General features: G+C 42.9%; 12 protein-coding genes. 7 read left to right on the top strand and 5 right to left on the bottom strand.

All coding sequences use genetic code 11. The features are described 5' to 3' along the window. The first annotated feature begins 48 nt into the window (after positions 1–48). The gene (locus IEV61_RS02460; RefSeq protein ID WP_188413452.1) at positions 49–231 is read left to right on the top strand and encodes a BF3379 family histone-like protein; all 183 of its coding nucleotides are present in this window, start codon (positions 49–51) and stop codon (positions 229–231) included. 266 nt (positions 232–497) lie between these two features. Here the strand turns inward: IEV61_RS02460 and dapA are convergent, their stop codons facing one another. The 3 genes from dapA to ligA form a co-directional block, all read right to left on the bottom strand. After that, entirely contained in the window at positions 498–1,382 is an 885-nt protein-coding gene (gene dapA / locus IEV61_RS02455) for a 4-hydroxy-tetrahydrodipicolinate synthase (protein ID WP_188413450.1), read from the bottom strand. A 91-nt stretch (positions 1,383–1,473) separates the two neighbouring features. Beyond that, positions 1,474–3,924: a DUF5686 and carboxypeptidase regulatory-like domain-containing protein gene (locus IEV61_RS02450; RefSeq protein ID WP_188413448.1), complete on the bottom strand. Its 2,451-nt coding sequence runs from the start codon at positions 3,922–3,924 to the stop codon at positions 1,474–1,476. A gap of 240 nt (positions 3,925–4,164) precedes the next feature. After that, entirely contained in the window at positions 4,165–6,180 is a 2,016-nt protein-coding gene (ligA, locus tag IEV61_RS02445) for an NAD-dependent DNA ligase LigA (protein ID WP_188413446.1), read from the bottom strand. Positions 6,181–6,443: 263 nt separating this feature from the next. Here ligA and IEV61_RS02440 point away from each other — a divergent pair, with 263 nt between their 5' ends. The 6 genes from IEV61_RS02440 (at position 6,444) to IEV61_RS02415 (ending at position 10,986) form a co-directional block, all read left to right on the top strand. After that, positions 6,444–7,082: a tlde1 domain-containing protein gene (locus IEV61_RS02440; RefSeq protein ID WP_188413444.1), complete on the top strand. Its 639-nt coding sequence runs from the start codon at positions 6,444–6,446 to the stop codon at positions 7,080–7,082. Continuing rightward, positions 7,063–7,500, top strand: a complete 438-nt coding sequence (locus IEV61_RS02435; RefSeq protein WP_188413442.1) for a hypothetical protein — start codon at positions 7,063–7,065, stop codon at positions 7,498–7,500. The genes IEV61_RS02440 and IEV61_RS02435 overlap by 20 nt, the downstream gene beginning before the upstream one ends. 314 nt (positions 7,501–7,814) lie before the next feature. Further along, positions 7,815–8,294, top strand: a complete 480-nt coding sequence (locus IEV61_RS02430; RefSeq protein WP_188413440.1) for an RNA polymerase sigma factor — start codon at positions 7,815–7,817, stop codon at positions 8,292–8,294. Beyond that, positions 8,278–8,862, top strand: coding sequence for a hypothetical protein (locus IEV61_RS02425; protein ID WP_188413438.1), 585 nt, complete (start codon positions 8,278–8,280; stop codon positions 8,860–8,862). The genes IEV61_RS02430 and IEV61_RS02425 overlap by 17 nt, the downstream gene beginning before the upstream one ends. A 2-nt stretch (positions 8,863–8,864) precedes the next feature. Beyond that, entirely contained in the window at positions 8,865–9,074 is a 210-nt protein-coding gene (locus IEV61_RS02420) for a hypothetical protein (protein WP_188413435.1), read from the top strand. A 61-nt stretch (positions 9,075–9,135) separates the two neighbouring features. Then, positions 9,136–10,986: a M1 family metallopeptidase gene (locus IEV61_RS02415; RefSeq protein WP_188413433.1), complete on the top strand. Its 1,851-nt coding sequence runs from the start codon at positions 9,136–9,138 to the stop codon at positions 10,984–10,986. A 146-nt stretch (positions 10,987–11,132) separates the two neighbouring features. Here the strand turns inward: IEV61_RS02415 and IEV61_RS02410 are convergent, their stop codons facing one another. Both IEV61_RS02410 and IEV61_RS02405 read right to left on the bottom strand, forming a co-directional pair. After that, positions 11,133–12,329, bottom strand: a complete 1,197-nt coding sequence (locus IEV61_RS02410; protein ID WP_188413431.1) for a cation:proton antiporter domain-containing protein — start codon at positions 12,327–12,329, stop codon at positions 11,133–11,135. 88 nt (positions 12,330–12,417) lie between these two features. Continuing rightward, positions 12,418–13,116: a dienelactone hydrolase family protein gene (locus tag IEV61_RS02405; protein ID WP_188413429.1), complete on the bottom strand. Its 699-nt coding sequence runs from the start codon at positions 13,114–13,116 to the stop codon at positions 12,418–12,420. Positions 13,117–13,249: the final 133 nt, after the last annotated feature.

Here is a 13,249-nt window from a genome sequence, read left to right as displayed (position 1 = left end):
AGCTTTAGTTAAAACAATAAACCTCAATCTTTAAAAGGAGCACTAAAAATGGAAAAATTTAACCAGGTTAAAGAACTTATTGCATCATTAGAAGCCGATGCCGACAAATTTTACGCTAAAGGCAATAGCGCTGCTGGTACACGCGTACGTAAGGGTATGCAGGACTTAAAAAACTTAGCTCAAGCTATTCGTTTAGAAGTTCAAGATTCTAAAAACAAAACTGAGAAATAGGTAGTAATCTTTACTTAGTATTTCTATAAAAAAAGCCGGTTCTTCACGAGTCGGCTTTTTTTGTGTTCGTAGATTTTTGCTTAAATTTAATGCTTCTGAGAGCGAGTCAGCCAAACTTTTCCCGGCTCAATAAGCTATTTCGATATATTAAGAAATATGAAGTTTTTTGAAGAAATAAAGAGGTTTCCCGCAACTACATGAAATTTTTGGAACACAAAAAAGGCCTGGTTTAACATCAGGCCTTTATAATTCTATCGCTATAACTACTAATTTGAAGTGATCATTTTTAGCTCGGCTCCAATTTTCGCAGCCGTACTTTCGCTCACCTGCACCAGCGGTAGGCGCAGCGTATCGCCGCAAACACCTAACTGTTTCAAGGCGGTTTTTACACCACCCGGGCTGCCTTCAACAAACATTAAGCGGGTAAATTCAATTAGTTGATAGTGAGCCTTGTGTGCAGCTTTAAAATTACCGGTCATGCAGGTGCTTATCATGCCCGAAAACTGTTTAGGGAGCGCATTGCCAACAACAGATATGACACCTACAGCACCCATGGCCATCATTGGCAGCGTTACCGGATCATCGCCCGAGATAAACAGAAAATCAGCAGGCTTATCGCGCATAATCTGATTAAATTGCTCAAAATTGCCCGAAGCCTCTTTAATGGCAATAATGTTCTTAAAATCATGAGCTAAACGCACCGTAGTTTCGGCACTCATATTGCTGCCCGTACGTCCGGGTACATTATATAAAATAATGGGTAGTGGAGCAGCTTCGGCAATAGCTTTATAGTGCTGATATATACCTTCTTGTATGGGTTTGTTATAATGCGGGCTGGCCGATAATATGGCGTCGTAGCCAGTATTGTCAAACTCTTTAACCTCTTTAACTACCTCAAGGGTGTTGTTGCCGCCAATACCGGCTACCAGGTTTACACGTTTATTTACCTTTTCAGCAGTAAAAGCCCACACCTTATTCTTCTCATCCTTACTCAATGTGGCGCTCTCGCCGGTTGTACCTAATGATACGAGATAATTTACCCCACCATCGATAAGGTAGTTGATCAGGTTTTCCAGGCCGGCATAATCTACCTGTCCCTGGGCATCAAACGGAGTCACCATGGCTACTCCGGTTCCGTGAAACATTTCCATTTTATATACTTAAAAGGGTGCTAAGATATGATTTTAGCTGTTGAATTGCAGGATAATTTTAGGCCTGTTCACCAAAGTTACAAAAGCGGTTTTAGAAGCCGATATCTATCCTGAATGCCGATTTGGAATTAGTGCTGCTATTGAACGACCAGCCATACAATACCCTGAAAGCAAGGTATTTGAAACCTAAGCCCAACTCGGTATAATTTTTAATATCGGGGGTGGTTAAGTAATTTAATTCAACCAGCTCCTGTAGTTTAAACTTACGTATGACGGGTATCTTGCTTAACAGGATGCCTCCAAAGTTTTGTTCAAGATGACCTTCCAGGTATTGTTTAGATGTGCTGCCATCATAGTAATCAAGCATCAGGAAGGCATTTGTGGCGTTCTTGTATAAGATAATCTCGTTGCCTAAAAAGTGCTTGTAGTCAGTAAAGTAAACCTTGTTGTTATTTAAAAACTTACCTGCTCCTACATAAAAGGAGATATTACCTAACAAGCCCAGGCCAATTTCTTCTTTAGACAAGCTGGCGCTTAACAGGTCATAATCAACATCAGAGCCAAATACATTTTTTATTCCTTTGGTATATGACAGTGCAAGCGTAGGATACTTTGATGGTAAATAATACCGGCCCGAGGGGTAAGTGACGTACTTGTTACTGAAGTTATAGCTGGTACGCACATTTACCTTGAAAGATTGATTGCGCTCGAATAAGGGTGTGTTAACATCTGGCGTAAATGGGTTATTAGCGCTGTATTTCAGGTCTTTATTGAAAAAACTGAAGTAAGAGGTGTTGTCGAGCCAGCGACGGTCGGCCATTTCGGCGGTAAGGGTAGCCTGCCAATTGCCGGCAATACGGCGCGATACCGATGCCGCTGCAAAATGCTTATCATACAATTTTTGGAAGTTACGCCTGAAAAATAAGCTGGACGTTGTATTAGAAAATGGTGTAATGGGGAGCAAATTATTAAGGTCTACCACATCCGAGCCTGCATTAAAGCTAAAGGTATACTCATTAACCGGTATTCGGCCGTTAATGCTGCCGTGCAGTAACTGGTTGGTAAAGCCGTAACGTATGCGGCCCCCTAAAACAAGGTATTTATTTTGTAAACTATCTATTTGCTTTACATACGATACGCCATAGTTAATGGCCACACCTTCAACGGTATTGTAAAGAAAAGAGGGCAATAAACCGTCTGTATTAAAGTATGATTTTTTATATCGGTTACGTATGTGAATGCCCGACATCAGGAACTTAGAAAGCGATAACTTATTGTTAGCCTTATCCAGCGAATCCAGGTAAGGTTTCGACTCGCGTTTTTTGGCTAGCACGGCTTTCTTTTCGTAATCGATTTTCTCTTCGTCGGTTAATGGGATAGGGCGGGATTGTACCCAATAAGCCGAATCTTTTTTATTGACATCTGCCGTAACCCTCATTACTTCGGCAAAGCTTTTTTGGCTTAAAGAGGGGTTAATTTCATAGTTTTTAAATATTGCCACAAAGTAACCACCTATTTTAAAGCCCAATAGCCCCCCGGTAAACTCAAATTTTACCGAGGCAGGCAGCCAGGTTTTGCGCTCTACAGGAATGTATTGCTGCTTCACCGTTATAGTATCTACGAAGTTTATTCCGGCCGATTTGGTGAGCATCAAGTCGACGCTGTGTATGCGCCAGCTATCTTCCATAATGTAAATGTAGCCGGTAAAAGTAGGCTCATACAAACGTTTGGGAGTTACCTTGATGCGGTTAATAGTTTCGCCGTTTTCTGCGGTGAAGCCCATGTATTTGTAGTTATAGTAGGAGAGAGCATTGTCTGCAATAGGTGATATCAATGGCCTGTTACTCAAACCTTCCCAGTTTTGCAGGTTATGGTAAAAGTTTACATCTAAGTCTGATGCCCGGTTAAAGCTAAACGCCCTGTTGCTGCCCGATACCTTCGACGATACCATTTCCTCATGGTACTGGTCGGGCTGCATAAAGCTTAGTTTCGATTCTGACTCGGATAGGTAAATGATGCCCCGGCGGTTAGAATCAAGCCCTAGTTCGCGGGCAATTTGGTTAATGTCGCGGCCTAAGAATTTTTTGGGGGCGGCCAGCATTTTTTGAAGTCCTTTGATGTAAGTATCACAGGTATAGCTTCTTACTTCAGCTAAATATCCCTTGCGCTTGCGGATGGCATTGCGGACAATTTCATAGGCAGGATCTTCACCACCGGCTTTAACTACCACATTTTGAAGTTGATAGGCCTCGGGAGAAAGTGAAATATTGATGACCTGGTTACCCTTAATGTTAACGTTTCGGGTTTCTTGTTTAAAGCCTATAGCTTTGAAAAGCACATCATAAGTACCTGATGATAAGCTTAATGTATATTGACCATCACTATTAGCTGATGAGCCTTTACTGGTATTTTTAACCAGGATAGTGGCAAACGGAACGGGCTCGCCGTTACTATTGGTAATGGTACCGCTAAGAGTGAACGTTTGCGCCTGTGCAGCGGTTTGGAGTATTAAACAAACTAACAATAGTAGATACCGCTTCATAATTGCAATAAAAGGATGAGCCTTAAAGATGCAAATATTTATGGCATATGACGTTAGTATGACTTGTTAAATAATGTTAATACCTCATTTAACCTCATGTACTCTTCAAAAAACTTCATATTTCCTCATTTAATTAGATTGCTAAATTAGCGACATAGTTCGCCCACAAGTGAGCTAAAAAAGATAGCGTGAGCACCTTTAAGATTTCGGAAATATGAAAATGAAGAACTTTTAATAATGCTATGATAGCATCTTTAAAAGTTCTTCGTCGGTAATGATGGGTACGTTGAGTTTGTTGGCTTTCTCTAATTTGGCCGGGCCCATATTGTCGCCCGCTACCAGGTAATTCAACTTGGCCGATATACTGCTTAAAATTTTGCCTCCATTTTGCTCTATCATTTCCTTGAGTTCATCGCGCGAGTACTTTTCAAATACGCCCGATATTATGAAAGTTTTTCCTTCAAGCTTGTCGCTCGCTAACGTAATCTCTTTTATTTCAGCTTTAAATTGTAATCCCTGTGCTTTTAACTTTTGAAGTTCGGCCCGGTGCACTTCGCCGCTCATATACTCGGCCAGGCTTTGGGCTATGCGTTCGCCAATTTCTTCAACAGCAGTTAATTCTTCTACCGTAGCCGCCTGCATGTTTTCGAGCGTTTTAAAATGAGCTACCAGTTTGCGGGCCACGGTTTCACCCACGTAACGGATGCCCAAACCAAACAATACCTTTTCAAAAGGTTTTTCTTTCGATTTTTCTATCCCCGCTAACATGTTAGCAATACTGCGCTCGCCAAAGCGGTCCATTTGCTTCAACTCATTGGCATGGGTATGTAGTTCATATATATCGCTGAGGTGTTTCAGGAATCCTTTCTGGTATAGGGTTTCAATGGTTTCATCGCCCAATCCGTCAATATCCATAGCCCGGCGGCCTACAAAGTGCTGCATACGGCTCACAATTTGCGGCGGACAGCCTTCATCGTTAGGGCAATAGAAAGCTGCCTCGCCTTCCTTGCGTTCCAAGGCTGTACCGCATACCGGGCAGTTGGTTAAATAGGCAATTGGCTGCGCACCGGCTACACGCTTATCGGGGTTTACGCTGATAATTTTGGGGATGATCTCGCCGCCTTTTTCTACATAAACCGAATCGCCTTCGTGCAAATCCAAACGAAGTATCTCGTTAGCGTTATGCAGGGTGGCTCGTTTAACCGTAGTGCCTGCCAGCAGTACCGGTTTCAAATTGGCTACCGGGGTAACGGCACCCGTGCGGCCTACGTTGTAGGCTACGCTTTGCAGCACGGTTTCCACCCGTTCGGCTTTAAATTTATAGGAAATAGCCCAGCGCGGCACTTTAGCGGTAAAGCCCAGCTCGTCTTGCTGGGCGTAACTGTTCACTTTAAGCACAATGCCATCAATATCAAAGCTCAGGTTAAAGCGTTCCTCATCCCAGTATTTGATAAACTCCAGCACTTCGGTAATACCTGCACACAGCTTACTGTGCTCGCTTACCTGGAAACCCCAGCTTTTTACGGCCTGCAAACTTTCCCAGTGCGTTTTAAACGGCGACTTGTCCATATACAAACCATACAAAAAGCAATCCAGCGGACGCCGGGCCACCTCTGCCGAATCTTGCAGTTTCATGGTGCCCGAGGCAAAGTTGCGTGGGTTGGCATAAGCCACCTCACCGGCTTCAATACGTTCGTTGTTCAGCCGTTCAAACGCTTTGCGGTGCATAAATACCTCGCCGCGTATCTCGAATAGGTCGGGGTAATTACTTCCCGGCAGCAGTTTTTTGGGGATGGTATGTATGGTGCGTACGTTGGTGGTCACGTCATCGCCCTCAACACCATTGCCGCGGGTTACGGCGCGTGCCAGCTTACCTTGTTCGTAGGTAAGGCTCATGCTCAGCCCGTCAAATTTAAGTTCAACCACGTACTCAAAATTATCGCCCATGGCTTTGCGCACGCGCTGGTCAAAATCAAGCAGTTCCTGTTCGTTGTAGGTATTGCCTAACGAGAGCATGGGCCAGCGGTGCCTAACCGTTTTAAACTCCTTGGTTACCTCACCGCCAACCTTTTGCGTGGGCGAATCAGGGTCGGACAGCTCGGGGTGCTGCTTTTCCAGTTCGGCCAGTTGTTTAAGCTTATGGTCAAAATCAAAATCGTTTATGGTGGGCTGGGCCAGCACATAATAATTGTAATTATGCTGTTTCAGCTCAGCGGTAAGGATTTCAATAAGGTGTTTAGCCTGGTTAGTTGCCATATGGCGAAGATAGGAAGTTTAGCTAATGAGTGAAGGAGCGAAATAGTGATTTAGTGAATTAGAAAGCAATGATCAGAAGCTTCTTTTTCGCTATAATAAGGTGTGGAAAGAATGCAATGTTAACATATGCTGGCGTAATGAGCTGTAGGAAATAGTGCATAGCAAGGAATAAACTTAAGCCTGATTAGAAGGGATTTTCTGCAAACATTATACTTTGATATAAGTTATATAATACATACCACCAGTTACTTAAATCAAATTTTATGGAAGAATTGACCGATTTAGAGAGCCGTAACTTAAATGCTATTTTAGGTACGAACCCTCATTCTTACGGCATGGAGGATCTGTTTCAGGATAATGCCTCTATTTGGTTTAAGTATGATGGTCAATTTGTTTATTGTTTTAGTGGGGCTTACGGCCAGTCGGGTTCTCCTGTTGCCAAATATAAAGCTTCTTCAGGATTGCCAAAGTTTCAAAATTCCAGCTTTGTTCAAACAAAAGACAAAGGTCCGGTACCTGAAGGAAAGTATTGGATTTTTTTATTACCTAATCCGGCACGGATAGCAAAAAGTGACAAGGCTTCAGGTGCTCTTGTGCCCAGTTCGGCAGGCGGTATAGAAAAAATCCCTGCATTTACCCTTAACAGTAAGGGCCAATCAATCATTTATCCGGGTTGGGGAAATACGCGGGCAAGGTTGTTTGCCGATAGAAGTACTCAAACTTTTGGACGAAATAATTTTTACTTGCACGATTCGCACAAAGGTTATTCGCACGGATGTATAGAAACCAGTTCTATGGTTTTCGATATGCTGATTAAGGCACGTCAATCATTTACAAAAGTGGCATTCATGGTTGATTATAAAGATAACAATACAAGCACATATGGACAAAGCGATAAATAGAGCTTCTTTTAAAGTTCTTATATTTTTATTTATAACGTTAATATTTTCTTCGTGTAAAGCACAGCCTGTTTCAATTAAGCTATTAAACGGACCTGTATTTGCAAAGGGAAATAGTATTAAGTATACAGTATCAAGCCCTAAAGTTGTTTATTACTACGCAAGCCTTGAATCGTATATTGACGGTAGGTGGCAGGAGATTGTTCTTGACATCATATCTACTGCACCACAGCAAGCCGCGGTACTTCAAAAAATATCGGCCAAGGTGTCAAATCACGAGTATCGTGTAAACGCTATACCTGCAGATTACGTTGGAGACAAAGAGCCTTTCCGTTTAAAACTTACTTATGGTGAATCTCCAACCACAGCGAACAAAGTTGTATTTTCCGAAAAATTTACAATTAATCTTAACGGAAAATAAAAATCTAACACGAAGGAAATTTGATAGCCATAACTGAATCAATATCTGTAAGTTGCCATTGAACAAACTTCATATTAGCCAGTGAGTCAATGTTACTGCTCCTAAAGAATTTAAGGCGGTATTACTGCAATTAGAAGAACAACATCGCTAATTTTTGTTGAGTTATTTGCAAGGCCTGATCGGGCTAAAAGTCGTGAATAGCAAATTTATATATCACTAAGATTTCTCAAAAAACATTCTTGATTAACCTGTAACATTCCACAATCCCCCGTATCTAAACCGGCATAAAACAAATACATACCTGCACTGCCGGCATGACCCATTTTGAAGATTTATATAACCGTTATGCGCCCCAAATATTCAGGGTGTGTTTGGGCTATACCAATGATGCCGATCAGGCTAAAGATCTGGTGCAGGAAACTTTTATATCAGTATGGAAAAATCTGGATGGCTTTCGTAACCAGGCGCAGGTGAGCACCTGGATATTTAGGATAGCTACCAACCATTGTTTACGCGCCATAGAGGTAGCCAAACGTATGCCCGCTGCCGAACTGCCTTTTGATATAGCCGAAACGGTGGAGGAATCGCCCGAGGAGAAATTGGCTTTTTTGTACCGATGCATTGCCGAACTGGAAGAAACCGAGCGCATCATCATATCGCTCGAACTGGAAGGCTTGCCCCAGGCGCAAATTGCCGAAGTGGTAGGATTGAGCAGTGGTAATGTAAGGGTAAAGGTGCATCGCGTTAAAGAAAAACTGGCTCAAAAATTTAAAGCATATGGACAATTTAGATGATTTGAAAGCCATATGGCACACTGCAAAAACAGATGCTTTGCCTTCATCGCAGGAGATGTTGCAAATGATCAGGAAATTTCGTGGCCAAAAACTGCGGAACAAGTGGCTGATGATTATATCGTCATTATCGCTTTCCGCTTTTTTGGTTAGCGCGCTTTTTACCGGGCATACTGAATATATAAGCACCTATATAGGGGGCTTATTAATGGCCTTATCGGGTGTGCTGATAGCGGCAACAAACGCCCGTTCGCTTAAACGTTTTTACCGGTTAGATGATTGCAGCAATCTTGATTTTGTAGCTTTTATTGAGATAACCCGTCAAAACCAGGTTTATTATTACAAAAAAACCATGGTGGTTATTGTTGTGCTTTGCCTGGTTGGCTGGATGCTCTATATGTACGAGCCTTTGGTTAAGCACTGGTTATGGATGGGAGGTGTTTATAGCGCGTTTTTGGTTTATATGGCCATAATGTGGTTTGTGGTGCGCCCGCGCTCTTTCAAAAAGGATCAGGACAAATTAAATACTATGCGGCAACGACTCGAAAATATTTCTAATCAACTCAAATAAAAATGAAACTCAACACTATTCCAAAACCGGCTTTGATCTTGCTGATTGCCGGTTTACTCATGACTACTACCATGCCTATAATTAGTAAGCACTTTCTGATGCCCGATTTTGTTAAAGGATTTATGACCGGGCTAGGCCTCACGCTTGAATTGATGGCACTTGTAAAAATACAGCGTAACAGAAGCAGAAAATGCACAATGGGTAAATACTAATTGCAGGCTTATTACAGCCTAAAGCTATTGTTTTTTATATTCGCAGCTTAACAATAAGCTAATGTTCAAATCCATATTATTCTCGGCCTGCCTAGGCATTTTCGCTTTGCAGGCCGGCGCACAAACCCTTACCATGCCGCCCGAAGTGCAGGCTGCATTTCAAAAAGGCACCCGCGCCGGTAACGGCAAGCCGGGTAAAAAATATTGGCAAAACCGTGCACGGTATACCATTTCGGTGAGCATGGCTCCGCCAAACAATCTTATTAATGGCGTGGAGGAAATTGTTTATGTAAACAACAGCCCCGATGCTTTGCCTAACCTGAACATGAAATTGATTGCCAACGTGCATGCTGCGGGCCGTAACGGTAAAAAAGAAGATGCTATACAGGTTGATGACATTCAGGCCAACGGCGCTAAAATAGCTTGGGATAACGCCACGGCTACCACCACTAATCAATTGATTACGCTGGCCAAACCGCTGATGCCGCACGATTCGGTAAAGCTGAACATCAAGTGGCATTACCAGCTTTCCAAAAGCCCGGGCCGCGACGGAATCATTGATCCGACCACCTTCTTTTTAGCCTATTTCTACCCAAGGGTATCGGTTTATGACGATTACAAAGGCTGGGATACGCAGCCGCATACCGGTGGTTTAGAGTTTTATAACGACTTTAACGATTATACGCTGAACGTTACCGTACCTAAAAACTACATCGTATGGTCTACCGGTACCTTGCGTAATCCATCGGCCGTGCTGCAACCTGAGGCTGCCAAAAAACTGGAGGCATCCATGACCAGCGATTCGACCGTGAATATTGCCACGCCGCAAGACCTGGCCAATAACAGCATCACTGCACAAAATGCTACCAATACCTGGACCTGGACCGCTGCCAATATTAGCGACATGACCGTGGGCGTGAGCAATCATTATAACTGGGATGCGGCAAGTGTAGTGGTAGATGATAAAACTAATCGCCGTGTGAGCATGCAGGCCGCATACCCCGATGCTTCTCAGGATTTTCATCACTCGGTGCAGTTTGGCCGTAACTCTTTACGTTACTTCTCTACCAAATGGCCGGGCGTACCTTATCCTTTCGAAAAATCGACCGCTTTCCAGGGTTTTGCCGATATGGAATACCCAATGATGATCAACGATAGCCATGAAGAAAATTTAGGCTTTGCACAGTTAGTGCAAGATCACGAACAAGCGCATACCTATTTTCCGTTTTACATGGGTATAAACGAAAGCCGTTATGCCTTTATGGATGAAGGTTGGGCTACTACCTTCGAGTACCTTATTGGTATTGAAGAAAAAGGACAAAAAGCGGCTGATGAATTTTACAAGCAGTTTAGGGTTAACGGATGGATCAAATCATCGCACGACCGCGAAATGCCTATCATTACACCATCGCCCGAGGTAACTTATGGTGCGGGTAATAACTCTTACGGCAAGCCATCATTAAGCTACCTGGCGCTGAAAGATCTTTTAGGCGACGAACTGTTCATAAAAGCCTTGCATACCTACATGGACAACTGGAATGGTAAACACCCTATTCCATGGGATTATTTTAACTCGATGAACAGTGGCTCGGGTAAAGATTTGAACTGGTTTTTCAATAACTGGTTTTACACCCCATCATACATTGATCTGGAGTTGACAAAGGTTGAAAACTCGGGTAGCAATTATACCTTAAACATCAAAAACACTGGTGGCTTTGCTGTTCCGTTTAACGTAAACGTTACCTATGCCGATGGTACTACCGGTACTTTTCATCAAACCCCTGCAGTTTGGGAAAAAGATCAGAAGCAAATAGCGGTGAAACTAAAAGCTGGTAAAGAGGTAAAGGATATTACACTTGACGGTGGCATATTTGTAGATGCCACCCCTAAAAATAATTTGTGGTCTAAGTAAGAACCGCTGTAAGAGGGTTTAAAATAACCTTTAATGTCATCTCGAACGATAGTGAGAGATTTTGTTTAGCCCTGTTTTTAAATGATGCAAGGCGTAACAGGATTTCTTCTTATCATTCGAAATGACATTTTTTTTCGCAATAATTCTTACACGTTTTCAAATTCTTTACCGTTGCTTCGGCGGTTATAAAAGAACAATCCAATACTCATAATAATACTGGTGGCTAAAATAACAACGAATAGCAAACTGGTTTCTACACCGGGTAGGCGTAATGCTGGCGGCAGGTTGTAATAGAGCAGCACGCTAATTAATCCGCGCGGGACAATAACCAGTTCGGGCATTAAGTCGGTTTTAGATACTGCTTTAATGTAAACAAAACGGATGAGGTAAATGGCTAACAAAATTAACCCGCCTACAATTAACACCGACCATTTTTGCAATTGCTCAATATTCATGGTGAAGCCGAATATGATAAAGAAGAATGTACGCATCAGGAAAGCGCTTTCGGCCGATAGTTGTAAGAGTTGTTTTAGGTCTAAGTTTAGGCCGTGGTAAATAAAATATTTACGAAACCAGGGCAGCTTAATTTGATCGGCGTTATTGAGGAATAAACCCAGTGCCAGCACAATAATAAGCGACGAGAGGTGATACGACTGCCCTATGGCATAAACCAGGATCAGGAGCGCTATAATAAGGAAGAATTTAACGTGATGCGTTATACGTCCTATCAAGTAAAGCAGCAACAGGCAGGCCCCCAAAGCAAAAGCCAGTATGGTAAACAACTCGGCACTCAGCTTGGCAAACGAGCCCACATTAATGTGCTTATTGTTCAAAATAAAATTGAACAGTATAACCGTGAGGATATCCGAAAACGACGACTCGTAAATAATAAACTCCTTCTTATGCTTATCAATAGTGGAGGCCGACGGTATGGCAATGGCCGAACTTACCACACAAAAGGGGATGGCGTTGGCAAAGCAGCGGTAATAATCGGCACCGCTCAACTGCCACAATAGCCATGAAATGCAAAAGGTGGTACAGAGTAAAATGACCAGTGCCGAAAAAAAGGAACGCTTAATAACTGAGTTTTTAGCGGGCGTGTATTTAAGCTCTAGGGCTCCTTCTAATACAATAAGGATTAGCCCCAGCGTACCCAGTGTAGGCAGTATGGTAGATACATCGAATATGGCAATGTGAAAATACTCCACTACCTGTTTAATACCAACTCCTAAAAACAGCAGCAGCAGTACCGAAGGTATCTTGGTTTTACCCGCAATTAAATCGAACAGGTACGAAAATATGACCAGTCCGCTCAGGACAATTAATGTGGTGTAAGTACTCAATATAACCCCCTCTAAATCTCCCCCCGGGAGGAGAAGACTTTTGAATAAACTTTTAAGCCCTCCCTCCCGGGGAGGGTTTGGGAGGGGCTTATTTCAGAAAAGCCATGGTCAAAGCCCATGCTTCTTTAGAAGCCGTTTCATTGTAGCTGGCACGCTCATCACAGTTAAAGCCATGGTCGGCATAAGAGAACTTAACGTTCACATAATCCTTGCCGGCATCTTCCACGGCTTGTATAATGGTGTTGATGTTTTCGGGCTTAATGTGCTGGTCTTTGCCTCCCCAAAAAAATAAATGCCGGCCATGAAGATTGGGTGCTTGTGTAGCTAATTCATCTAAGCCGCCACCGTAATAAGATGCCGCAGCTTTAAGCGGTACTACGGCATTAGCTAAAAATGATACCCTGCCACCCAGGCAATAGCCTACACTAAAAATATTTTCCTTGCTAACCGGCTGTTGAGTAAGCCATTGGTAGGCAGCCTGCACATCAAGCGTTAATCCATCAACCGTTAAAGCCTGCATATGCGGCATGGCCGAAGGGAAATCAGTGTAGCTGATTTCGGTTCTCTCTGGTGCCGTGCGGTGGAAAAGTTCGGGTGCAATGGCTAAGTAACCTTCTGCAGCAAAGCGTTCGGCCACTTTGCGGATGTGGCCGTTTACACCAAAAGCTTCCTGCAATACAATAATGGCCGGCGTTTCGGCAGTTATATTTTCTGGCGAAGCGGTATAGGCCAGCATAGTGCTGCCATCGGCTACTTCCAGGTTAATATAGTTAGAATTTATGCTCATGATAGCTCAACTGTAAAGCTCGTGTAAATGTTCAGGGTAAATATCATATAATTATCAGGTATTGTACAAATAACCAAACCGATGTTGTTTAGCGAGGTTAATGCACATACATTTGAGACTATATGACAACGCT

It is taken from the genome of Mucilaginibacter galii (assembly GCF_014635825.1).
In the GTDB taxonomy this organism is placed as follows: Bacteria; Bacteroidota; Bacteroidia; order Sphingobacteriales; family Sphingobacteriaceae; genus Mucilaginibacter; species Mucilaginibacter galii.
The sequence above is the reverse complement of the archived record's forward strand: the minus strand, read 5'-3'. Positions and strand labels throughout refer to the sequence as shown.